We start from the raw sequence: 21,965 nt of genomic DNA, 5'->3' as shown, positions 1-21,965 counted from the left end.
TTGTCGAACGAATTATATCATTGTACCGAATATAGCTATTTTTAATTTGTTATACCGAAGTATGCTCTAAGTATATATCGTTATTCCAAATTAGTCAATAGTTTTATTTCGTAATGCCGAAATATTTTTTTGAAAGGAAAATGAGTATGTACGAAATATTTGAAAAATTATTGAAGATGCGCGGAATAACAGCCTATAAATTTTGTAAAGAAGCAGGAGTTAACGCATCCACCATAAGTACATGGAAAAAGAAAAATTCAAAGGCTAGGCCTGAACTTGCTGAAATTGTATGTGATTATTTTGGGGTGTCGTTGGATTATTTAATGACAGGGCAAGAGCCATCAGAAAAACTACCCCAAGGTGCAATCCCTGTTGATGCGTCTATGTTTGTAAAAATTCCAATCATCGGGTCTGTTCGCTGCGGAGAGCCAATGCTCGCTGAAAGCAATATAGAAGGATATGAATACACTTATATCGAAACATTAAGGGGAGGCGGCGATTTCTTTTATTTGAGAGCCAAAGGAGATAGCATGATAAATGCTGGAATAAATGAAGGAGATTTGCTATTAATAAGAAAGCAATCTGATGTGAATAGTGGAGATATTGCCATTGTGAATATAAACGGGGACGAAGAAACACTGAAACGTGTGATTAAAAAAGACAAGGCTATTATTCTGCAACCAGAGAACCCGGTATATGAAACAAAGATTTTTATAGGAAAAGAATTGGATCACATTCACATTCAAGGTAGATTAATGAATGTTGTGAAAAAATTTTAAATAAAAAAATCCCCCACAGTACTGCGAATACTGCGAAGGATATGTAAGAGTGTCGGGAAGTTTTTCAAACACCCTTTCCTCGATAAATATATCATATAATGTCAATTATTGTCAAATAAAGGGAGGGGACAGAATGTCAACAGATTTTGCTGCACAGCTTTATCAATTAGCAAACAGAATCGAGCAAACAAAAGAGCATATCAAAACAGAAGAAGCAACAAAAATGGCTTTTATTGTACCTTTTTTTCAAGCACTAGGTTATGATGTTTACAATCCCACTGAATTTGTACCTGAATTTATTGCTGATGTTGGCAATAAGAAGGGTGAGAAAGTAGACTATGCTATAATGCGAGATGGAACCCCGATTATACTGGTTGAGGCAAAAGGCTGGAATGATGCATTAACAAATCACGATGATCAGCTATATAGATACTTTACTTCTACAAACGCGAAGTTTGCCATTCTAACTAACGGAATTGTTTATAAGTTTTTTACTGACTTAGAATCACCGAATGTAATGGATAGTAAACCATTCTTAGAAATCAACCTACTCGACATTAAGGACAGTCAGGTTATAGAATTAAAAAAATTCGTTAAAGAAAATTTTGACATTGATGCCGTATTTTCATCAGCATCAGAACTAAAATATGCTAACAACATCAAACTATTTCTCTCTGAACAAATGACATCCCCTAGCGAAGATTTTGTTAGACTTATCTTAGGAAATATTTATGATGGAATAAAGACTCAATCAGTTATAGAAAAATTTACACCAATTGTAAAAAAATCTTTAAATCAGTTCGTAAATGAAATTCTTAATGAACGACTAAGCTCTGTCATCAATCCAGAGAGCCAAGCGCAAAGTACAATATTGGACACGCCTGTTATTACATCTGAGCAGGAAATTGAGACCGGCGAATCTCGTATTGTTACGACCGATGAAGAAATTCAAGCATTTTACATTATTAAAAGTATCTTTGCAGAAGCTGTTTCACTGGACAAAATTATAGCTAAAGACACCGAGTCATATTTTGGTATTCTTTACGAAAATAATACAAGGAAATGGATTTGCAGACTAAAGCTATCTGCGAAAAGGAAACTGTTAATTCTTCCTACCGGAGATAATCATGACATAAAATATTCGCTTGACAATATTACAGACTTATACAAATACAAGGCTGAACTCATAGAATCACTAAAAAGATTCATCCAAAACTAATTAATAAAAAATCCCCCACTCCACTGCAATGGAATGAGGGGTTCTGATACCAATTAAATCAAAGGATTTAATATAATATCTGTGCAAATTTATTATATCAAAATCCTTTGCAAAATTAAAGGGTTTTATTTTTTTACCCAAAAATAAGGAGGATGATATAATGAGATTACCAAACGGATACGGTTCTGTGTATAAACTATCAGGAAACCGCAGGCGACCATTCGTGGCACGTAAAACAACAGGATTTAAAATGAACGATGAAAAACAAACCGCCTACCCCATATATCAAATTATAGGATATTTCGAAAAACGAGAACAAGCACTTACCGCTTTAGCTGATTTCAATAAGAATCCTTATTCAATTGAAAGTAATAAAATTACATTTTCAGAAGTATATAATAAATGGTCTAAACGGAAGTTTGAGGAAATATCGAAATCAAATATAAACGGGTATAAAGCATCCTATAAAGTATGTGAACCATTACACAACCGTAAGTTTATAGAATTAAAACTTGCCGATCTACAGGCTGTTATAGATAATTCAGGTAAAAATTATCCAACATTAAAAAAAGTCAAAGTTTTGTTTGGACAGCTTTACGAGTACGCTATTATAAATGAAATCATCCCCAAGGAACGTAACTTTGTTGAATATGTAAATATAAGCAGGGCCGGAAACCCAAATGCCATTGACCGCACCCCCTTCAAAAAAAGTGAGATAAAGAAACTTTGGAGCAATGTAAAAGCAAATGAGTACATTTCAGTAATATTGATGTTAATTTACTCCGGAGTACGTATTGGAGAGTTGCTTGAGTTAAAAAAAGAAAATATAAATCTCAAAGAAAAGTGGTTTGATGTAACTGCATCCAAAACAACTGCCGGGATAAGACGTGTTCCTATTGCAGACAAAACACATAAGTTTTTTGAAGAATGGTTTAATAAGAATGATTGTGAATATTTGCTTTCTACTCCCGATGGAAAGCAAATGGACTACAGGAATTATTACGAAAGCTATTGGATACCAATCATTGAGCAGTTAGGAATGACACACCGCCCACATGATACAAGGCATACTTGCGTTTCACTTTTAACTGCTGCAGGAGTAGATGAACGTATCATAAAAAAGATTGTTGGCCACAAGGGGCAAGGTGTTACACAGGCAGTATATACCCATGTAGAAATTGGAGAATTACTTGAAGAAATCAATAAAATATAGTGTTACTAGTATGTTACTAGTGTGTTACTAGTAGCTAAATTCCCACCCATTCTCACCCATTCATAAAAACAAAACAAACCCCGAGAACACAAGGTTTTCGGGGTTTTGATATTTCGTATAAAGTTGAAATAATTATCTCTTGGAGAACTGAGGCGCACGTCTCGCTGCCTTGAGACCGTATTTCTTTCTTTCTTTCATTCTAGGATCACGTGTTAAGAATCCAGCTTTTTTCAAAGCAGGTCTGTAATCACCATCAGCCTGAAGTAAAGCTCTGGAAATGCCGTGTCTAATTGCACCTGCCTGACCTGTAAAACCGCCACCGTTAACGTTTACTAAAACGTCAAATTTAGCTGTTGTTTCTGTCAATTCCAAAGGCTGACGAACGATCAGCTTCAATGTTTCAAGACCGAAATAATCTTCGATATCTCTTTTATTTACTGTAATTTTACCGTTGCCGGGTACTAAGTATACTCTTGCTACGGAAGATTTTCTTCTGCCTGTACCGTAATATCTAGCTGCTGCCATTATGCTTTCCTCCTCCTATTAAAATTTAATTTCCAATTTTTCGGGTTTCTGTGCTGCGTGGGGATGTTCTGCACCTGCATATACATGCAATTTAGCGAACATTTTTCTACCCAGAGCATTTTTAGGAAGCATACCTTTTACAGCATGTTCAATTACTCTTTCAGGGTGTGTTTCTAACATCTTGTCTAATCTTGTTTCTTTCAAGCCGCCTGTGTAGCCGGAGTGCTTGTAGTACATTTTCTGTTCCAATTTTTTGCCTGTTACAGCAACCTTTTCTGCATTTACAACGATAACATAGTCGCCCATATCAACGTTAGGTGCATACTGGGGTTTGTTCTTGCCTCTTAAAATATTTGCGATTTCTGTGGACATACGACCCAGAGTCATATCAGTAGCATCGATTACATACCACTTCTTTACTACATCAGATTCCTTCGCAATGTAAGTTGTTCTCATGGTTTCTACCTCCCTATAAAATTATTTGTTTGATCCGTTGACTTTGTCGTTTTGCGGGTACAAAACGATCAATCTCCATTATGTGATTTCACATAACTTATTGGATCCCACCTTGAGAAACATATATTTAAAACCAGTTGGTCTTAAAATCAAAGTACAGCTTTATTATTATAGTACATTCATTGGTCAGTGTCAACAGATTTCCTGCCAAAATCATAATATATTTCCTGTAAAGTCAAGGCTTGTGGCTCTGCTGTCTGCCCTGCTTTCTGTCTATCTTTGCTCAAAATAATTGACAAGATCTCATCTGGATTGATTTTCCCTTGACCAACAGATATCAACGTACCCGCCATAATTCGTACCATGTTATACAAAAACCCATTCCCCGTAACATAAATATAAATCATATCGCCTTCTTGCTTTACAAAACAATCAAAAATTGTACGCACAGTTGAGATTACTGTGCTTCCAGCTGCACAAAAAGCAGCAAAATCATAGGTTCCTATGAAATTTTTCGCAGCTATTTTCATTTTTTCCACATCTAATGGACTATATACAAAAGTAGAATATAATCTTTCTTTCGGGTTTTTTATCCTTCCATTGTAAATTTTATATTCATATGTTTTTTTTACACAATCATAACGGGGATGAAAGTTAGCATCAACTTCTTCTGCCTTAACCACCACAATATCATCAGGAAGTAATGGGCGAATGGCCAAAGGGATTTTGTCCACTGGTATTGTGGTTTTCACATCAATTGTTGCTTTTTGAGCCAAAGCATGTACTCCCCTATCCGTTCTACTGGCACCAATACATGTTAAATCCGGTGAGTGAAAAAGTATTCTTATGGCTTTCTCTAGCTCTCCCTCCACGGTATTTACCTCAGGAGACAACTGCTTTTGCCATCCGCTATATCTTGTTCCATCATATGCAATGGTTAATAATATACGTTTCACAGAAACTCCTCCTACCACGTCGAAAAGGGAGATAAACAATCCCCCTTTTAAGTATGATTTTGAAGTACAAAAAATCTTAGGCTTTGCATCTGAAATAACAAACAAAGACACTTAAATCATAAAAGGAAAAATATTTGCAGCATACCTTAACCCAAAGATTGCCCCAATATAAAGAACCCCAATCGCCAAAGCTTGATAATCCTTTTTCTGCATATGCATTTGGTTCATTCTGGTTCTATTTTCATCCCCATGATAACATCTCGCCTCCATCGCCATTGCCAATTCCTCTGCCCGGCGGAAAGCTGAAATAAATAATGGTACCAAAATTGGAATTAGACTTTTTGCTTTTTGCATTAAGCTGCCTGTGTCAAAATCTGCCCCCCTGGCTTGCTGTGCCTTCATGATTTTATCCGTCTCATCCAACAATGTTGGAATAAAACGTAGTGCAATGGTCATCATCATTGCTATTTCGTGGGCTGGAACACCAATTTTCTTAAAGGGACGCAACATAAATTCAATGCCATCCGTTAATTGAATTGGTGTGGTTGTCAATGTTAGAATAGATGAACCAACAATTAAAAGAACCAAGCGAATACACATTTTAATTGCCAAAAGGACGCCTTCTACCGTTAGACTTAAAAATCCCCACTGCCAGATAACTTGCTCACCCCTGGTCATGAAAAGATTAATAAATGCTGTAAATAATATGATTATCATTATGCTCTTAATACCCTTTAACATAAACTTAAGAGGTACCTTAGATGCTTTTATAGTTGCTCCCAACACAGCAATAACAAAAAAATATCCTAAAAAAGAGTTTATTAAAAACAGGGTTATAATATAAATAAATGTTACCGTTAGTTTTACCCTGGCATCTAACCGATGGATTGGGGAATCCACAGGGTAAAATTGCCCGATGGTAATATCCCGAATCATACGCTCACCTGCTTTACCAAATTTAATAATACATTCTTTGCCTCGTCCACTGTAAACACATCTAAGGGCACATTCAAGCCTTTCTCCTTTAGGGCAGCAAAAACATAGCTCACCTGAGGTGCCGCCAAACCCATTGCTTCCAACTCTTTTACATGACAGAAAACCTCTTTTGGTGTACCGGTCATAGTTGCTTTCCCTTTGTGCATTACAATGATACGATCAACCAATTTCGCAACATCCTCCATGCTATGGCTCACAAGGATAACCGTAATACCTCTTTCCTCATGAAGGCGTTTAATAGCCTGCAAAATTTCATCCCGTCCTTTTGGATCCAAGCCAGCCGTAGGCTCATCCAAAATCAAAACCTCAGGGTTCATAGCCAATACACCTGCAATTGCCACACGACGCTTTTGTCCTCCTGATAACTCAAACGGAGATTTTTCATACAATTCTGGGGCAATGCCTACCGTCTCCAACGCTGCCACCACATTTGCATGGATTTGCTCCTTGGATAACTGCATATTTGTGGGTCCAAAGGCCACATCCTTATAAACCGTCATTTCAAAAAGTTGATATTCAGGATATTGAAAAGCTAAACCAATACGCCGACGTACCTCCTTAAGTTTTGCCTTATCTTTATGAATATTTTCACCGTCTAACAAAATTTCACCTTTTGTTGGGGAAACAATGCCATTTAAATGCTGGATCAGTGTGGACTTGCCCGAACCGGTATGTCCAATCAATCCGACAAATTCGCCTTTTTTTATTTCCAGGGAAACATCGTCAAGCGCCTTTTTTTCAAAAGCAGTTCCTGGATTATATATATACGTTAAGTGGTTAATTTTAATTGACATAGTGCACCTACCATTTCCTCGACTGTTAAAATATCTGCGGGTAAGTCAATGCCTTCTTTGCGGAGAAGATGCGCAACTTCTGTTACCTGGGGCACATCTAAGCCGTACTTTTGAAGTTCTTCAACCTGAGAAAATATCTCTTTGGGTTTACCCTTCATGACAACCTCGCCATCATCAATCACATATACCCTATCACCACGAACGGCCTCGTCCATATAATGGGTAATTAGTACAATGGTAATGCCGTCTTCTTTATTTAAACGCTCAATGGTTTCCATTACCTCTTTTCGACCAACAGGATCTAACATAGCCGTTGGCTCGTCCAAAACGATACAATCCGGTTTCATGGCTAACACTCCAGCAATGGCAATACGCTGTTTTTGCCCTCCTGATAATCTGGATGGTGTATGGGTTGCATATTCCTGCATACGAACCGTTGCCAATGCATCATCCACACGTCGACGAATTTCCTCAGGTGCTATTCCCATGTTTTCAGGACCAAAAGCAATATCTTCCTCAACTACTGTGGCTACTAATTGGTTATCAGGATTTTGGAACACCATGCCTGCCGTCTGACGAATATCCCAAATTAACTGGCCATTCTTAGTATCCATACCTTTTACCCACAAAGTTCCGTGGGTAGGTTCTAATAGTGCATTAATATGTTTGGCAAAAGTGGACTTCCCCGAACCGTTGTGCCCTAAGACAACCACAAACTCACCTTTTTCTATTTCTAAGTTCACTGACTTCAAAGCAGTAACTTTCTCTTCTTCAGTGCCGTGGTCTGTTTCAAGCAGCTTAATATATTCATACGTTAGACCTTCGGCCTTCACCATCTTCATAACTTCACCTTTTCTTTAAAGGGTTACCCCTCTTAAGTCTATGACAAATAATGCTCACAGCTATCAATAGGATACGTTTTTTCATTAAAAAAGTCAAGGAAAACAGCCCCTACTTAGAAAAAACAAAGCCTCAAATAGCTTAATAAAATCTTCGATTTTTCGTAATTTCATTGTAATCTCATCTTAATTGTGTCTTTTACTTTTAATGCTATACTTTACACATTAAAAGAAGGACTTGTAACGTGTTGGTAACATAGAAGTAAGGTAGCTGTAATGTCAATGTAACCTCCCCGTAACCTACAAATTCTTTCTTTATGATACAATACAAAAACAAGTTTTAGTTCTGAAAGGAGAGACATTTATGAAAACACAACTTTTAAAATTAGCAGGCGCCTCCATCATTGCATTTTCCCTTTCTTTCTTTACATTTATGTCTCTGACCTTAATTGCCCAAGACATAAACGAAAGAAAAAACATAACAGCGGTTGAAACCCAGCAGACCTATGAAAATGACACCACTGTAGCATCTGTTCTTCACTAAACTTTAACCCCCCTTTCCTTAAATAAAAAATCTCATGCACAGTTTCTGTGTCTGGGATTTTTTTGATATAATTATGTTATTTACATTTGATTTTTTGAAAAAGCTATTTTGATTCAAAGCCTCTTTTGGAATAACCTAATCATCATTTGAATGTGATTTTACTAGAAACATTTTCCTTTTTAAGCTATATAGTGTAACTACATAGAATTTTATCAGTAAGTTCACCAAAAATGACTGTGGTAGTTCCCTCACCACTTCTACAATAATAAGGGTTTCATTCATCTTCTTAAGACGTTGCACGAGCATAGGCCGATAAACTGATTGTTCATTCCCATCCTTTGAGAAGCTCTTTTTGCATAGATAAATGAACACAGTCACTTTCAATACGATCCAAATCTTTTAGCATAATATACCCCAATATACAAGGTCTGATCGCAATCTAAAATCAACCCCTATCTATCACAGAAGCCCCTTTTTTTAAATCAGTAATTCCTTTCTTTTATCTGCTTTACCTGATTTCTAAGAGAAATGTATAAATGGCTGGGCAAACTTTCAACTTAAAATGCTACATAACTGCTTAGGTAAAAAAGTCCTCTAAGCATTTATCCAACAAAATAGAGATTGGTTGAAAATATTTATATATAAAAGTGGATATGTTAGCCCTATATCACCTTTTTTCCATACCTTCTCTGCCTTGTTTCCCCCTATAACTGAAATGATAAAGGGTAAGATTCAATAGCCATTCACCCTTTAGCATAAAGAAACAACAAAAAAAGGTCTCTCATAGAGAAACCTCTTTTATTTATTATATTAAACCAATTCGATGAATACTTCCATCGCGCCGTCGCCTTTTCTAGCGCCCAGCTTAACGATTCTTGTGTAACCACCGTTACGGTCAACATACTTAGGAGCAACTTCGTCAAACATCTTAGCTGCCATATCAACCTTTTTGCTCATGCTTCTTACTTTCTTGCCATCAGCAGGAACTTCAGTTACAGGGTAAAGGTATGCCAACATCTGACGTCTTGCAGCAAGTCTAGAAGGTTTATCCTTCTTAACTGTTTTCTTAACTTCATCATAAACAGTTACTTTTTTGCCGTTTACAACTTCTTTTACGCGCTTGCCACTTGCATCTTTTTTAGCAACTTTAGCTGTTACTTCTACTTCGTCATAGTTGTCTTTTTCTTTTACAGCTAATGTGATAAGCTTTTCAGCGATTTTTCTTACTTCTTTCGCTCTTGTTTCTGTTGTTTTGATTTTGCCGTGGTACAGCAAGTTTGTTACCTGGTTTCTCAACAACGCCTTTCTCTGAGGTGTTGTTTTACCAAGTTTTCTATAACCGGATGCATGCATGGTTAGTATCCTCCTTGTTGATGCCCGCACGATAGTGCCCGCCATCACCGCTCATCGGGCTTATGTGAGGGCGTAATCGCACGGTAAATAATAGTAACGGGCAAAGCTTATTCGTCGCTAGGGCTTAATGCCAAGCCAAGCTCTGCCATTTTGTTTAATACTTCTTCCAAAGACTTGCGTCCCAGGTTTCTAACCTTCATCATTTCTTCTTCTGTCTTATTAGCCAAATCTTCCACTGTGTTGATACCTGCTCTCTTTAAGCAGTTATAAGAACGAACAGAAAGATCAAGCTCTTCAATACTCATTTCAAGAACTTTTTCCTTCTTTCCTTCTTCTTTTTCAACCATAATGGAAGCATCTTTTGCATTGTCAGAAAGGTCAATGAACAGGTTCAGATGCTCATTCAAAATCTTCGCACCGTAGCTTACTGCATCGTCTGGTGCGATGGTGCCGTTGGTCCACACTTCTAATGACAATTTGTCATAATCAGTGATTTGACCTACACGAGTATTTTCCACAAGGAAATTTACTCTAGTAACGGGTGTGAAAATGCTGTCAACAGGAAGCATGCCAATAGGTTGGTCATCCTTTTTATTTTTGTCTGCACCAATATAGCCGCGTCCTTTGTTGATGGTAATTTCCATATAAAGCTTACTGCCAGCGCCACCGGAAAGTGTTGCAATGTGATGATCGGGGTTTAAAACCTCAATATCACTGTCTGCTTTGATGTCAGAGCCTTTTACTTCCCCTTCGCCCTCAATGTCGATATACGCAATTTTGGGTTCATTTCCTTCACTGGTGTTTTTAATTGCAAGCCCCTTTAAATTCAGAATAATTTCTGTCACATCTTCTTTAACGCCAGGAATTACACTAAACTCATGAAGTACACCATCGATCTTTACGTTGCTGACAGCCGCCCCGGGAAGAGAGGAAAGCAAAATTCTTCTCAGGGAATTACCTAATGTTGTGCCATAGCCTCTTTCCAAAGGCTCTACCACAAACTTGCCATAAGTTCCGTCCGGTGCCATCTCAGCAATCTCAATGCGAGGTTTCTCAAATTCAAACACTCATTCAAACCTCCCTTTTTTATATTAAGGTGCTGTAGGGCATTGAACCCCACAGCTTTTTGATTGACTTTTTTGCACAACCGTTTCAGATTATTTGGAGTACAATTCGACGATAAATGTTTCTTCAACAGGAACGTCAATTTGTGCTCTGGTGGGTTTAGCTAAAACTGTACCGCTCAACGCGTCATGGTTTGCGGACAACCATTCAGGAACGATTCTGCCGTCTGTAACAGACAAAACATCTTTGTATCTCTGGATGGTTTTATATTTTTCTTTCACTTCAACTACGTCACCAACCTTAACCTGGTAGGAAGGGATGTCAACGGGTTTACCGTTTACAGTAACGTGTTTATGGCGAACAATCTGTCTGGATTCTTTTCTTGTTCTGCCGTAACCAAGACGGAACATTACGTTATCCAATCTCATTTCCAGCAACATAAGCAGGTTTTCACCAGGAATACCTTCTTTTTTAGCGATTTTTTCAGCCTGTGCATAGTAGCCTCTGAACTGTTTTTCCAAAACGCCGTAGATGAACTTAGCTTTCTGCTTTTCTCTCATCTGAAGGCCATATTCGCTCATTTTTCTGTTTGCTCTCAAGTTTTGCTTTTTTGATTTTTTGTCAATACCAAGGTAGATGGGATCCAAGTTTAAAGATCTACATCTCTTCAGTACGGGTACTCTATCTCTTGCCATTTATCTACACCTCCTGATGATTATACTCTTCTGCGTTTAGGTGGTCTACAACCATTGTGAGGAACGGGTGTTACGTCTTTAATCATTGTAACATCCAGACCAGCAGCCTGCAATGCACGGATTGCAGCTTCACGGCCAGAACCAGGACCCTTTACAAAAACTTCAACAGTCTTCAGACCGTAGTCAGAAGCAGCTTTAGCAGCTGTATCTGCAGCCATCTGTGCTGCATAAGGTGTGGATTTTTTGGAACCTCTGAAGCCCAATTGGCCTGCACTTGCCCAAGAAAGTGCATTACCTACAGCATCAGTGATTGTAACGATTGTATTGTTAAAAGTAGACTGAATGTGAGCCTGGCCACGTTCTACTTTTCTTTTATCACGGCGTCTGCGAGTTGTTGTCTTTTTCACAGTTTTCTTAGCCATTACTCAAACCTCCTTTGAAATCAATTATTTCTTCTTATTCGCAACGGTCTTTCTAGGACCTTTTCTCGTTCTTGCGTTTGTCTTTGTCTTCTGTCCCCTTACAGGCAGGCCTTTTCTATGGCGAATGCCTCTGTAACAGCCGATTTCAATCAGACGTTTGATGTTGAGCGCAACTTCTCTTCTCAGGTCACCTTCAACCTTCTGAGATTTGTCAATTACGTCACGAATTCTAGCTACTTCATCGTCAGTTAAGTCTCTTACTCTTGTGTTCAGATCTACACCTGCTTCGTTCAGGATACGAACTGCACTGGGATGACCAATGCCATAAACATAAGTCAGACCAACTTCAATGCGTTTTTCTCTTGGTAAGTCTACACCAGCAATACGTGCCATGTATATCTTGCACCTCCTATAAAATTCCTCAATCTATGGTTTAATTTTCAATTATATTTCGCATAAATAACTTCATACCCGTTGGGCATTACAAACAGAGTGAACAGCCGTCAGCCTGCACGCCGCCTCCGCTATTAACTGTATGCTCCTTCCGGTATATTGACGGATTTATCAAACGACTCTTAAAGGTATTCCCTTTAGGTTAGCCATATAATATATATCAGCCTTGTTTTTGTTTATGCTTGGGATTTTCACAAATGACCATTACACGACCTTTTCTCTTAATGATTCTGCATTTTTCACACATGGGTTTTACAGATGGTCTTACCTTCATTGTGATCGCTCCTTCCTTATTTCGCTCTCCAGATAATTCTGCCCTTGGTCAGATCATAGGGAGACATTTCTACTAATACTTTGTCACCCGGTAAAATACGGATGAAGTTCATACGCAATTTCCCGGAAATATGCGCCAGGATCTGATGGCCGTTTTCCAACTCCACCTGGAACATGGCATTTGGTAATTTTTCCAGTACGGTTCCTTCTACTTCAATTACGTCATCTTTTGACAAGCCAAGAACCTCCTTAACAATCTACTGCTTTTACTTGATACGACTTTAAAGCCTTCCTAATATCTGCATCCAAAATAAAATCATTTTGGGTCAATTTTTCGGCCATATTTGCGTCCACATAGTGGGTTGGCTGTACATGAATGATTTTTTTACGCTTTGGTTTCCCAAGTTTACGGGTTTTACCGTTGGCCAGATATAAATATCTATCCTCAACAGAAAGAACCATCATTGCCTCGCCCTTATCGTGTCCGTCTTTAGAGTAAACGATTTGCCCTACTTTGTATTCCAACGTAATCACCTCAGTCTTTCCTTTGTCTATCGTGGTAACGTAAGAATTTCGGGTTCACCATCTGTTATCAGAATGGTATTTTCATAATGCGCTGCATATTTTCCGTCTTTTGTGACTGCGGTCCATCCGTCTTTTAAAAGGCGAATATTGTAGTCTCCCATATTAACCATGGGCTCAATTGCTAAAGTCATTCCCTTTTGCAAACGAATGTCTCTGCCCAGAGTCTTAAAATTAGGGATTTCTGGAGCTTCATGCAATTTGGTACCAATCCCATGCCCAACGTATGCGCGAACAACGGAAAATCCATTGTTTTCTACATACTTTTGAATGGCTGTACCTATATCATTGAGATGATTGCCCTCTTTTGCAAAAATTATACCTTCAAAAAAGCTTTGCTGTGTCACCTCAATTAGCTTTCTTGCTTCCATGGAAATTTCACCAATTGCATATGTCCTTGCCATATCTGCATGGTAGCCATCCAAGATGCAACCCATGTCAACACTAAGGATATCCCCTTCTTTTAATATACGCTTACTGGGAATTCCATGAACAACCTCCTCGTTTACCGAGGTACATAGTGTTCCAGGAAATCCGCCATACCCCTTAAAAGATGGAATAGCCCCATGACTACGAATATAATCTTCAGCCAGCTTATCCAGATAAGCAGTTGTTACACCAGGTGCAACGGTTTTTGCAATCAAAGCTTCCACTTCAGCCAGTAACTTTCCAGCCTTGCGCATCTTTCCTATCTGATTTTCTGTTTTGATCGTGATAGACATATTATCTCTCCAGACCTTCTACGATCGTCTTTGTAATATCATCAATCGCCTGTGTTCCATCCACCTCGATTAAGATACCTTTGCTTCCATAGAAGTCAACCAAAGGCTCGCTCTGATCATGGAATGTTTTGATTCTTGCAAGTCCTGCTTCTGTCGTATCGTCTTTGCGCTGTGTTAAAGCTTCGCCGCACACATCACAAACCCCAGCAACCTTGGCAGGCAAGAACAATTTATTGTAAGTTGCACCACACTTCGGGCAAGTTTCTCTTGCTGTTAATCTAGCCAGCATAACCTCGTCGGGTGCATTGATATAAACAACTTTATCCAGAGCTACCATCTCGTCAAGTTTTTCAGCTTGAACCACTGTACGAGGGAAACCATCTAAAATGAAACCGTTTTTACAGTCATCTTTCTGGATTCTCTCTTTTACAATAGCAATGATTAATTCGTCAGAAACTAATCCACCAGAAGCCATGATGCTTTTTGCCTGATTTCCTAATTCTGTACCTTTTGCAACTTCTTCTCTCAGCATATCGCCCGTAGAAATATGAGCAATACCATAATGCTTAACCAATCGTGCAGCCTGTGTACCTTTACCTGCAGCGGGCGCACCAATGAGAACCAATTTCATAACAATCATTACCTCTTTTCTTCAGATAGCCCTTCTCTTTTTCAGAACTCCCCGCTCAACCTTGGGGAAATGCAAATGCATTTCCCATCAGGTCGAGATTATTCACTCAAAAAACCTTTATAGTGGCGCATAAGCAACTGGCTTTCCAATGCTTTAACAATATCCAGTGCAACACCAACAACGATGATGAGTGTTGTACCACCGAAGCCTACGTTAATCTTGAAGATCCATTGCAGAACAACGGGGACCATTGCTAAGATTGCATAGCAGATTGCACCAACCAATGTGATTCTACTTACAACTCTTGTAATGTAGGCACTTGTAGGTTGACCTGGTCTAATACCAGGAATGAAACCGCCGTTCTTCTTCATATTCATGGCAATTTCGTTTGGATTAATCACAATCGAAGTATAGAAATATGTGAAGAATAAGATAAGCAGTACATACAGACACGCACCAACGGGATGTGTCATATTGAGAACTTCAATAATCTTTGTAAATGTTGGTCCTTTATCTGGGATAAAGTTACCAATCTGCTGTGGAAACTGTAACAGGGAAATTGCAAAGATAATTGAAATTACACCTGCTGTGTTCACCTTAATAGGCATTGTTGTATTGCTTCCACCCATCTGTTTATGTCCAGCCATCTTGGAAGAATACTGCACAGGCAGTCTTCTTTCACCGCTGTTCACACAAACAATAAAGGCCAAAACAATAAGCAGGACTACCAAGATTGCTACCACCTTCGCAATACCAATTGCACCGGATCCAGAAATTGTATAATACATACTGGCAATACCCTGAGGCAAGTTAGACACGATGTTGATGAAGATAATCATGGAAGAACCATTACCAATACCTTTTGCTGTAATCTGCTCTGCTAACCACATTACAAATGTAGAACCACAAACCAGACATAAAACAGAAGCTACATAAACCAGCGGGCTATCGGTCAAGAACATATTCTGATAAGTATATGTGAGACCCGCACCCTGGATCAGCGCTAACACAACTGTCAGATATCTGCTGTACGACTGTAGCTTTTTACGGCCCTCTGGACCTTCTTTCGAAAGCTGTTCAAACTTTGGAATAGCGATCGTTAACAACTGCATGATAATGGATGCAGTAATATAAGGACCGATACCCATTGCAAACAGGGACCATCCTGAGTTTGCGCCACCGGCAATTACGCTATACAGCGTACCCATGCCGGTTGCTCCTCTTGCCGCTATTACGCTAGCAGCATCAATACCGGGCAGTGCGATTAATGTACCTAATCTAACGATTGCAAAAATCATCAGTGTGTACAAAATTTTGCTTCTAATTTCTTTCGTTCTCCAGGAATTAACGAAAATCTTAAACAATTAAATCACCTCTGCTTTTCCGCCGGCAGCTTCAATTTTTTCAAGTGCAGTTTTGCTAAACTGGTTCACTTTAATTGTAAGCTTTCTTTCAAGCTCACCCTCACCGAGAATTTTAACACCATCTCTAGGGTTGCTGATTAGACCAACGGCTTTTAAAGCATCGATATCAACTACTGTATCGTTTTCAAAAACGTTTAACATACAAACATTAATTGCAACGATTTCCTTGCTGTTTCTGCATGTGAAGCCTCTTTTAGGAAGTCTTCTATATAAAGGCATCTGACCGCCTTCAAAACCGCACTTACCGCCGGAACCGGAACGCTGGCCCTGGCCTTTATGGCCTCTGCCTGCTGTTTTACCGTTGCCTGTCGCATGACCTCTGCCGCGTCTCCAACTTTTTTCTTTGGAGCCATCTGCAGGTCTCAATTCGCATAAGTTCATTTTGGCACCTCCTCAAATCAAATTTCTTCAACTTTTACAAGGTGGCTAATCTGATGGATCATACCTCTGATAGCCGCATTGTCCTGCTGAACGACACTGCTGTTTGTCTTTTTCAGTCCCAAAGCCTGAACTGTTTTTTTATGTTTCGGAACTGCTCCGATTGTAGATTTCACTAATGTGATTTTAATTTCAGCCACTGTCAATTCCTCCTTAACCTAAGAGTTCTTCTACAGTAATGCCACGTAGTTTTGCAACAGCTTCGGGTGTTGTCGCTCTGGACAAACCTTCAATCGTTGCGCTTACAACGTTGCGTTTATTGTTTGAACCCAAGGATTTTGTTCTGATGTTACGAATACCAGCCAGTTCAAGCACCGCACGTGCGGGACCACCAGCGATAACACCAGTACCTTCAGCAGCAGGCATCAATAATACACTTGCGCTGCCGAATACACCTTTAACATCATGATAGATGCTGTCAACATCATTTCTATCAACTTTAATGATGTTTTTCATTGCATCTTCTTTACCTTTACGGATCGCATCGGGAATTTCAGCCGCCTTGCCCATGCCGCAACCAACGTGACCATTGCCATCGCCAACTACAACCAGAGCTGCGAATCTGAATGTACGACCACCCTTAACAACCTTAGTTACACGGTTGATAGTTACTACTTTATCTTTCAGATCTAAAGTGCTTGGATCGATTCTCTTCAACTTACTTTCCTCCTTGCCTTAGAATTTTAATCCGGCTTCTCTTGCTGCATCCGCCAAAGCTTTCACTTTACCGTGGTAAACGAAACCGCCTCTGTCGAAAACAACTTCACTAATGCCTTTTTCAACTGCTCTCTTAGCGATTACTTCACCAACAACAGCTGCTGCAGCAACAGTGGAAGTAAATTCTACCTTGCTTGCGATTTCAGACTCCATCGTGGAAGCTGCAACCAGTGTGTGATGTGTAACGTCATCAATAATCTGTGCATACATATGCTTGTTGGATCTGAACACAGCCAGTCTAGGTCTCTGAGCAGTACCAGTCACATGGTTGCGGATTCTATAGTGTCTTTTTACACGAGCCGCCGCACGAGATGGCTTTCTAATCATAGTATTTCACTCCGTTTCTCAAAATTAGTCATTTTCCGATATAAATAGATCAAGCTACTAGTTGTTGATTATTTCTTACCGGTCTTACCAACTTTACGTCTAATGCGTTCATCAGAGTATTTAATACCTTTACCTTTGTAAGGTTCAGGGGGACGTTTTGTTCTGATTTCAGCTGCAAACTGTCCAACTTTTTCTTTATCAATACCCTTAACAATAATTTTGTTTGTACCTTCAACGATAGATTCGATACCTTCGGGATCTTCCATCTCTACTGGATGAGAATAGCCTAAAGTAAGTGCTAACTTCTTACCGGACTTCGCTGCTCTGTAACCAACACCGTTGATTTCCAAAGTTTTTTCATAACCCTGAGTTACACCGACTACCATATTGAAAATCAAAGTTCTAGTTAAGCCGTGTAACGCTTTATGCTTTTTCAGATCGCTAGGTCTTTCAACAACGATCTGTCCTTCTTCCATTGCGATATGCATGTCAGGGGATAATTTTCTTTCAAGAGTACCCTTGGGACCCTTTACTGTCAACAGGTTGCCTTCGCCGATTTTAACATCAACGCCAGCAGGTACTGCAACAGGTAATTTACCAATTCTTGACATGGTCTGCACCTCCTATACTTATCTAATTTATTACCAGATGAAAGCGATAACTTCGCCGCCTACGCCAGCTTTTCTCGCTTCTTTGTCTGTCATCAAACCCTGGCTTGTAGAGATGATTGCAATACCCAATCCACCCAAAACCTTAGGCAATTCATCTTTGCCAGCAAAAACTCTGAGGCCGGGTTTGGAAATTCTCTTTAAACCTGTGATAACCTTTTCATTTTTGTCTGCGCCGTATTTCAAGCTAACGCGAATTGTAGATTTAACACCATCTTCAATTACTTCATAGCCCTTTACATAACCTTCTGTAGTCAAAATGTCAGCAATTGCTTTCTTCATCTTGGAAGAAGGAACATCTACTGTATCGTGTTTTGCTGTGTTACCGTTTCTGATTCTTGTCAGCATATCTGCGATAGGGTCGCTCATTGACATTACGAATTCCTCCTTTCTGTTTACCAGCTTGCTTTCTTTACGCCGGGAATCTGGCCTTTATATGCCAATTCACGGAAGCAAATACGGCAAATTCCATATTTTCTAAGCACAGAGTGGGGTCTACCGCACACTCTGCAGCGTGTGTAAGCTCTTGTGGAGAACTTAGGGGTTCTCTGCTGCTTTACGATCATAGATCTTTTAGCCATTTTTGTCCCTCCCTTTTATTTTGCGAATGGCATACCAAATAATCTAAGCAATTCTCTTGCTTCTTCATCTGTATTTGCAGTTGTAACAAATACGATGTCCATACCTCTGATCTTGTCAACTTTATCGTATTCGATTTCAGGGAAGATCAGCTGTTCTTTGATACCCATTGTGTAGTTACCTCTACCATCAAAGCTATTTGCTTTAACACCACGGAAGTCACGTACACGAGGAAGAGCGATGTTGATCAATCTGTCAGCGAATTCGTACATTCTGTCGCCTCTCAGTGTTGCTTTGCAACCAATGTTCATGCCTTCACGAAGTTTGAAAGCTGCGATAGATTTTTTAGCCTTTGTTACAACAGGCTTCTGACCAACGATAATCGTCATATCTCTTACCGCGCCATCTAATACTTTCGCGTTTTCTTTTGCTTCACCTACACCCATGTTGATAATGATTTTTTCCAACTTGGGCACAGCCAATTTATTTGAATATGAAAACTTCTTCATCATTTCGGGAATAACTTCTGCTTCATAAAAATCTCTTAATCTGCTCATTGTTTACCTCCTTTCCAAGGATCAGTCGATAACTTCGCCTGTCTTTTTTGCGATTCTTACTTTTTTGCCGTCTTTCAACATAGCGCCAAGACGTGTTGCCTTGCCGTTATGCAGATACATTACGTTAGAAGCGTCAATGTAACCTTCTTTCTTAATAATACCACCCTGCTGATTTTTCACATTGGGTTTTGTATGCTTAGAAATCATGTTAACGCCTTCCACAAGAACTCTATTGTTCTTTTTATCTACAGCAAGAATCTTACCTTGTTTGCCTTTATCTTTACCTGTAATTACAACGACTTTATCGCCGCTTTTCAATTTCAAGTTCGCCACCTAGCACACCTCCTTATAATACTTCAGGTGCCAGAGAAAGAATCTTCATAAACTGTTTCTCTCTCAGCTCTCTAGCAACGGGTCCAAAAATACGTGTACCTCTGGGGTTTTTATCTTCTTTGATGATAACCGCTGCATTCTCGTCGAATTTAATATAGCTACCGTCTGCTCTACCTACAGGGTGCACAGTTCTAACTACTACTGCTTTAACTACATCACCCTTCTTTACAACGCCACCAGGTGTTGCGTCTTTAACTGCAGCAACAATGATGTCGCCAACGCCTGCATATCTTCTTGTAGATCCACCCAGTACTCTAATGCAAAGGAGTTCTTTTGCTCCGGAATTATCTGCTACTTTTAATCTGGTTTCCTGTTGAACCATGTGAATGCCTCCTCTCCAAAAAGGATTATTTTGCTTTTTCGATGATACTTACAAGTCTCCATCTCTTGTCCTTAGACAAAGGTCTGGTTTCCATAACCTTTACACGGTCGCCGATGCCACATTCATTGTTCTCGTCATGAGCTTTCAACTTGTAAGTTCTGTTTACGATCTTACCGTACAAAGGATGTTTTACTTTATCTTCCACAGCAACAACGATTGTCTTGTCCATCTTGTCACTGACTACTCTACCAATTCTGGTTTTACGAAGATTTCTTTCTTCCACGATGAGTGCCTCCTTTCATAGACCGGATTATTATTCTGCTGTTCTAGCCTTCTGCGTAATCACTGTCTGGATTCTTGCGATGCTCTTACGAACTTCCTTGATTCTTGCTGTATTATCCAACTGGTTTGTTGCGTTCTGGAATCTCAGGTTGAATAATTCTTTTTTAGCAGAAACAAGGTCCTTCTGTAATTCATCCGCAGTTTTACCCATCAATTCATTTACATAACCTTTTGTTTTCACTGCTGATCACCTGCCATTTCTAACGCCTCTGCCTTGGAAACAATTTTACATTTGATAGGAAGCTTGTGAATAGCCAATCTCAATGCTTCTCTTGCTGTTTCTTCAGCAACGCCGCCAATTTCGAACATTACTCTGCCGGGCTTAACTACTGCTACCCAGTACTCAGGTGCACCTTTACCAGAACCCATACGAGTGCCGATAGGCTTTGCGGATACGGGTTTGTCAGGGAATACCTTAATCCAAACATCACCACCACGTCTGATATGTCTTGTCATAGCAATACGTGCTGCTTCAATCTGGTTAGATGTGATCCAGCTAGGCTCCATAGCCATAATACCGAATTCACCATATGTTACTTTATTACCTCTGTAAGCTCTGCCCTTCATGGAGCCTCTTTGCTGCTTACGATATTTCACTCTTTTAGGCATTAACATAATTACTTAGCGCCTCCTTCCTTTTTCGCTGCTTTTACAGGAAGTACCTCACCTTTGTAGATCCATACTTTTACGCCGAGTTTGCCGTATGTTGTATCAGCTTCTGCAAAGCCGTAGTCAATGTCTGCACGCAGTGTCTGAAGAGGAATAGTACCTTCATGATAGCTTTCTGTACGAGCCATATCTGCGCCACCCAAACGACCGCTAACGGATGTTTTGATACCTTTTGCGCCGAACTTCATAGTTCTGCCCATTGCCTGCTTCATAGCACGACGGAATGTTACACGGTTTTCCAACTGTAATGCAATGTTTTCAGCTACAAGCTGTGCATCCAGTTCAGGTTTTTTGATTTCTTCAATGTTTACAGCAACTTTCTGTGTTGTCATCTTCTGAATTTCAGCCTTCAATTCTTCAATTGCCTGACCATTCTTACCAATAACAATACCGGGTTTTGCTGTGTGTACTGTAATTTTAACTCTGCCAGCTGTTCTTTCAATTGCAATCTTGGAAACGCCGGAAGTGTATAATTTTGCTTTAATAAACTTTCTAATTTTAACGTCCTCTACCAGGTAGTCAGCAAAATCTTTCTCTGCATACCATTTAGTATCCCAATCTTTGATGATACCGACTCTTAATCCATGAGGATTTACTTTCTGTCCCATTTCGTACCTCCTTATCTCTCATTGAGAATGATGGAAATATGGCAGGATCTTTTCAGGATCCGATATGCTCTGCCTTGTGCTCTAGGGCGGATTCTCTTCATTGTGGGGCCCTGATCAGCACTTACCTCTTCCACATACAATTTGTTTACGTCCATACCCAAGTTGTTTTCTGCGTTAGCCATTGCAGATTTCAGAACCTTAGCAATGATTTCGGATGCATATCTTGGGGAATAATTTAACAACGCTGCTGCCGTAACTACATCTTTGCCTTTGATCTGATCCAAAACGATCTTCGCTTTTGTGGCAGGGATGCCAACATACTTAGCAGATGCGTGGGGTCTTCTTTCTTTTGTTGCAATATTTCTTTCTTTCTTTATTTGGCTTCTATGACCTTTTGCCATGAA

At 39.5% G+C, this 21,965-nt stretch carries 36 protein-coding genes; 4 read left to right on the top strand and 32 right to left on the bottom strand.

The features are described 5' to 3' along the window. The first annotated feature begins 146 nt into the window (after window positions 1–146). The 3 genes from ABVZ64_RS05915 to ABVZ64_RS05905 all read left to right on the top strand — a co-directional run bounded on the left by ABVZ64_RS05915 (window position 147) and on the right by ABVZ64_RS05905 (window position 3,211). Complete coding sequence (locus ABVZ64_RS05915; protein WP_352400112.1) at window positions 147–779, top strand: LexA family transcriptional regulator; 633 nt, start codon at window positions 147–149, stop codon at window positions 777–779. 133 nt (window positions 780–912) lie between these two features. Further along, entirely contained in the window at window positions 913–1,998 is a 1,086-nt protein-coding gene (locus ABVZ64_RS05910) for a type I restriction endonuclease (RefSeq protein ID WP_352400111.1), read from the top strand. A gap of 160 nt (window positions 1,999–2,158) precedes the next feature. Further along, window positions 2,159–3,211 (top strand): tyrosine-type recombinase/integrase, encoded by a 1,053-nt coding sequence (locus tag ABVZ64_RS05905; RefSeq protein ID WP_352400110.1) that lies wholly within the window; start codon window positions 2,159–2,161, stop codon window positions 3,209–3,211. 132 nt (window positions 3,212–3,343) lie between these two features. On the opposite strand, the gene rpsI is transcribed toward ABVZ64_RS05905, so the two are convergent. The 6 genes from rpsI to ABVZ64_RS05875 form a co-directional block, all read right to left on the bottom strand. Then, complete coding sequence (rpsI, locus tag ABVZ64_RS05900; protein WP_352400109.1) at window positions 3,344–3,736, bottom strand: 30S ribosomal protein S9; 393 nt, start codon at window positions 3,734–3,736, stop codon at window positions 3,344–3,346. An 18-nt stretch (window positions 3,737–3,754) separates the two neighbouring features. After that, on the bottom strand, window positions 3,755–4,192 hold the full coding sequence (gene rplM, locus ABVZ64_RS05895) for a 50S ribosomal protein L13 (protein ID WP_352400108.1): 438 nt from the start codon (window positions 4,190–4,192) through the stop codon (window positions 3,755–3,757). 179 nt (window positions 4,193–4,371) lie between these two features. Further along, a complete protein-coding gene (gene truA, locus ABVZ64_RS05890) occupies window positions 4,372–5,148 on the bottom strand; it encodes a tRNA pseudouridine(38-40) synthase TruA (RefSeq protein ID WP_352400107.1) in 777 nt (258 codons plus the stop codon). A gap of 111 nt (window positions 5,149–5,259) precedes the next feature. Beyond that, window positions 5,260–6,084, bottom strand: coding sequence for an energy-coupling factor transporter transmembrane component T family protein (locus ABVZ64_RS05885; protein ID WP_352400106.1), 825 nt, complete (start codon window positions 6,082–6,084; stop codon window positions 5,260–5,262). After that, entirely contained in the window at window positions 6,081–6,938 is an 858-nt protein-coding gene (locus ABVZ64_RS05880) for an energy-coupling factor transporter ATPase (protein ID WP_352400105.1), read from the bottom strand. The genes ABVZ64_RS05885 and ABVZ64_RS05880 overlap by 4 nt, the downstream gene beginning before the upstream one ends. Continuing rightward, complete coding sequence (locus ABVZ64_RS05875; RefSeq protein WP_352400104.1) at window positions 6,914–7,780, bottom strand: energy-coupling factor transporter ATPase; 867 nt, start codon at window positions 7,778–7,780, stop codon at window positions 6,914–6,916. The genes ABVZ64_RS05880 and ABVZ64_RS05875 overlap by 25 nt, the downstream gene beginning before the upstream one ends. 361 nt (window positions 7,781–8,141) lie before the next feature. Here ABVZ64_RS05875 and ABVZ64_RS05870 point away from each other — a divergent pair, with 361 nt between their 5' ends. Beyond that, window positions 8,142–8,321, top strand: coding sequence for a hypothetical protein (locus ABVZ64_RS05870; RefSeq protein ID WP_352400103.1), 180 nt, complete (start codon window positions 8,142–8,144; stop codon window positions 8,319–8,321). 810 nt (window positions 8,322–9,131) lie between these two features. Here the strand turns inward: ABVZ64_RS05870 and ABVZ64_RS05865 are convergent. The 26 genes from ABVZ64_RS05865 to rplV form a co-directional block, all read right to left on the bottom strand. Beyond that, window positions 9,132–9,674: a bL17 family ribosomal protein gene (locus tag ABVZ64_RS05865; protein WP_352400102.1), complete on the bottom strand. Its 543-nt coding sequence runs from the start codon at window positions 9,672–9,674 to the stop codon at window positions 9,132–9,134. Window positions 9,675–9,781: 107 nt separating this feature from the next. Beyond that, window positions 9,782–10,741, bottom strand: a complete 960-nt coding sequence (locus ABVZ64_RS05860) for a DNA-directed RNA polymerase subunit alpha (protein WP_313524929.1) — start codon at window positions 10,739–10,741, stop codon at window positions 9,782–9,784. 90 nt (window positions 10,742–10,831) lie between these two features. Beyond that, the gene (rpsD, locus tag ABVZ64_RS05855; protein WP_352400101.1) at window positions 10,832–11,434 is read right to left on the bottom strand and encodes a 30S ribosomal protein S4; all 603 of its coding nucleotides are present in this window, start codon (window positions 11,432–11,434) and stop codon (window positions 10,832–10,834) included. 20 nt (window positions 11,435–11,454) lie between these two features. Then, complete coding sequence (rpsK, locus tag ABVZ64_RS05850; protein ID WP_313524934.1) at window positions 11,455–11,856, bottom strand: 30S ribosomal protein S11; 402 nt, start codon at window positions 11,854–11,856, stop codon at window positions 11,455–11,457. 24 nt (window positions 11,857–11,880) lie between these two features. Then, complete coding sequence (gene rpsM, locus ABVZ64_RS05845; protein WP_352400100.1) at window positions 11,881–12,249, bottom strand: 30S ribosomal protein S13; 369 nt, start codon at window positions 12,247–12,249, stop codon at window positions 11,881–11,883. Between the two features lie 220 nt (window positions 12,250–12,469). After that, window positions 12,470–12,583, bottom strand: a complete 114-nt coding sequence (gene rpmJ, locus ABVZ64_RS05840; protein ID WP_004034721.1) for a 50S ribosomal protein L36 — start codon at window positions 12,581–12,583, stop codon at window positions 12,470–12,472. Between the two features lie 16 nt (window positions 12,584–12,599). Next, window positions 12,600–12,818 carry a translation initiation factor IF-1 gene (gene infA, locus ABVZ64_RS05835; protein WP_004034723.1) on the bottom strand — a complete coding sequence of 73 codons (219 nt, stop codon included), beginning with the start codon at window positions 12,816–12,818 and terminating at the stop codon, window positions 12,600–12,602. Window positions 12,819–12,831: 13 nt separating this feature from the next. Continuing rightward, window positions 12,832–13,116 carry a KOW domain-containing RNA-binding protein gene (locus tag ABVZ64_RS05830; RefSeq protein ID WP_352400099.1) on the bottom strand — a complete coding sequence of 95 codons (285 nt, stop codon included), beginning with the start codon at window positions 13,114–13,116 and terminating at the stop codon, window positions 12,832–12,834. 17 nt (window positions 13,117–13,133) lie between these two features. Continuing rightward, the gene (gene map, locus ABVZ64_RS05825) at window positions 13,134–13,886 is read right to left on the bottom strand and encodes a type I methionyl aminopeptidase (RefSeq protein ID WP_352400098.1); all 753 of its coding nucleotides are present in this window, start codon (window positions 13,884–13,886) and stop codon (window positions 13,134–13,136) included. Window position 13,887: 1 nt separating this feature from the next. After that, window positions 13,888–14,526, bottom strand: a complete 639-nt coding sequence (locus ABVZ64_RS05820) for an adenylate kinase (protein WP_352400097.1) — start codon at window positions 14,524–14,526, stop codon at window positions 13,888–13,890. 89 nt (window positions 14,527–14,615) lie between these two features. Continuing rightward, window positions 14,616–15,881: a preprotein translocase subunit SecY gene (secY, locus tag ABVZ64_RS05815; RefSeq protein WP_313524956.1), complete on the bottom strand. Its 1,266-nt coding sequence runs from the start codon at window positions 15,879–15,881 to the stop codon at window positions 14,616–14,618. Then, the gene (gene rplO / locus ABVZ64_RS05810) at window positions 15,882–16,322 is read right to left on the bottom strand and encodes a 50S ribosomal protein L15 (RefSeq protein ID WP_352400096.1); all 441 of its coding nucleotides are present in this window, start codon (window positions 16,320–16,322) and stop codon (window positions 15,882–15,884) included. It lies immediately after the preceding gene. 17 nt (window positions 16,323–16,339) lie between these two features. Further along, entirely contained in the window at window positions 16,340–16,519 is a 180-nt protein-coding gene (gene rpmD, locus ABVZ64_RS05805) for a 50S ribosomal protein L30 (protein ID WP_304509525.1), read from the bottom strand. A 13-nt stretch (window positions 16,520–16,532) separates the two neighbouring features. Next, the gene (gene rpsE / locus ABVZ64_RS05800; RefSeq protein ID WP_352400095.1) at window positions 16,533–17,036 is read right to left on the bottom strand and encodes a 30S ribosomal protein S5; all 504 of its coding nucleotides are present in this window, start codon (window positions 17,034–17,036) and stop codon (window positions 16,533–16,535) included. An 18-nt stretch (window positions 17,037–17,054) separates the two neighbouring features. Beyond that, the gene (gene rplR / locus ABVZ64_RS05795) at window positions 17,055–17,423 is read right to left on the bottom strand and encodes a 50S ribosomal protein L18 (RefSeq protein WP_352400094.1); all 369 of its coding nucleotides are present in this window, start codon (window positions 17,421–17,423) and stop codon (window positions 17,055–17,057) included. Between the two features lie 68 nt (window positions 17,424–17,491). After that, window positions 17,492–18,034: a 50S ribosomal protein L6 gene (gene rplF / locus ABVZ64_RS05790; protein ID WP_352400093.1), complete on the bottom strand. Its 543-nt coding sequence runs from the start codon at window positions 18,032–18,034 to the stop codon at window positions 17,492–17,494. 30 nt (window positions 18,035–18,064) lie between these two features. Further along, the gene (rpsH, locus tag ABVZ64_RS05785; RefSeq protein ID WP_313524971.1) at window positions 18,065–18,466 is read right to left on the bottom strand and encodes a 30S ribosomal protein S8; all 402 of its coding nucleotides are present in this window, start codon (window positions 18,464–18,466) and stop codon (window positions 18,065–18,067) included. 20 nt (window positions 18,467–18,486) lie between these two features. After that, window positions 18,487–18,672, bottom strand: a complete 186-nt coding sequence (locus ABVZ64_RS05780) for a type Z 30S ribosomal protein S14 (protein ID WP_066047615.1) — start codon at window positions 18,670–18,672, stop codon at window positions 18,487–18,489. Between the two features lie 15 nt (window positions 18,673–18,687). Further along, entirely contained in the window at window positions 18,688–19,227 is a 540-nt protein-coding gene (rplE, locus tag ABVZ64_RS05775) for a 50S ribosomal protein L5 (RefSeq protein ID WP_352400092.1), read from the bottom strand. 21 nt (window positions 19,228–19,248) lie between these two features. Beyond that, entirely contained in the window at window positions 19,249–19,560 is a 312-nt protein-coding gene (rplX, locus tag ABVZ64_RS05770) for a 50S ribosomal protein L24 (protein WP_352400091.1), read from the bottom strand. A 13-nt stretch (window positions 19,561–19,573) separates the two neighbouring features. Continuing rightward, window positions 19,574–19,942: a 50S ribosomal protein L14 gene (rplN, locus tag ABVZ64_RS05765; RefSeq protein ID WP_205133590.1), complete on the bottom strand. Its 369-nt coding sequence runs from the start codon at window positions 19,940–19,942 to the stop codon at window positions 19,574–19,576. A gap of 25 nt (window positions 19,943–19,967) precedes the next feature. Then, window positions 19,968–20,225, bottom strand: coding sequence for a 30S ribosomal protein S17 (gene rpsQ, locus ABVZ64_RS05760; RefSeq protein WP_022253568.1), 258 nt, complete (start codon window positions 20,223–20,225; stop codon window positions 19,968–19,970). A 30-nt stretch (window positions 20,226–20,255) separates the two neighbouring features. Continuing rightward, window positions 20,256–20,465, bottom strand: coding sequence for a 50S ribosomal protein L29 (gene rpmC, locus ABVZ64_RS05755; RefSeq protein ID WP_307883997.1), 210 nt, complete (start codon window positions 20,463–20,465; stop codon window positions 20,256–20,258). Beyond that, window positions 20,462–20,899 (bottom strand): 50S ribosomal protein L16, encoded by a 438-nt coding sequence (gene rplP, locus ABVZ64_RS05750; RefSeq protein WP_352400090.1) that lies wholly within the window; start codon window positions 20,897–20,899, stop codon window positions 20,462–20,464. The genes rpmC and rplP overlap by 4 nt, the downstream gene beginning before the upstream one ends. A gap of 2 nt (window positions 20,900–20,901) precedes the next feature. Next, on the bottom strand, window positions 20,902–21,561 hold the full coding sequence (rpsC, locus tag ABVZ64_RS05745) for a 30S ribosomal protein S3 (protein WP_352400089.1): 660 nt from the start codon (window positions 21,559–21,561) through the stop codon (window positions 20,902–20,904). An 11-nt stretch (window positions 21,562–21,572) separates the two neighbouring features. Next, the gene (gene rplV, locus ABVZ64_RS05740; protein WP_352400088.1) at window positions 21,573–21,962 is read right to left on the bottom strand and encodes a 50S ribosomal protein L22; all 390 of its coding nucleotides are present in this window, start codon (window positions 21,960–21,962) and stop codon (window positions 21,573–21,575) included. Between the last annotated feature and the right edge of the window lie 3 nt (window positions 21,963–21,965).

Origin of the sequence: Anaerotignum sp. (genome assembly GCF_040307045.1) — a bacterium.
Taxonomy (GTDB): Bacteria; Bacillota; Clostridia; order Lachnospirales; family Anaerotignaceae; genus Chakrabartyella.
Note: the sequence above shows the minus strand (reverse complement) of the source record. Positions and strands in the feature narration are given on the sequence as shown.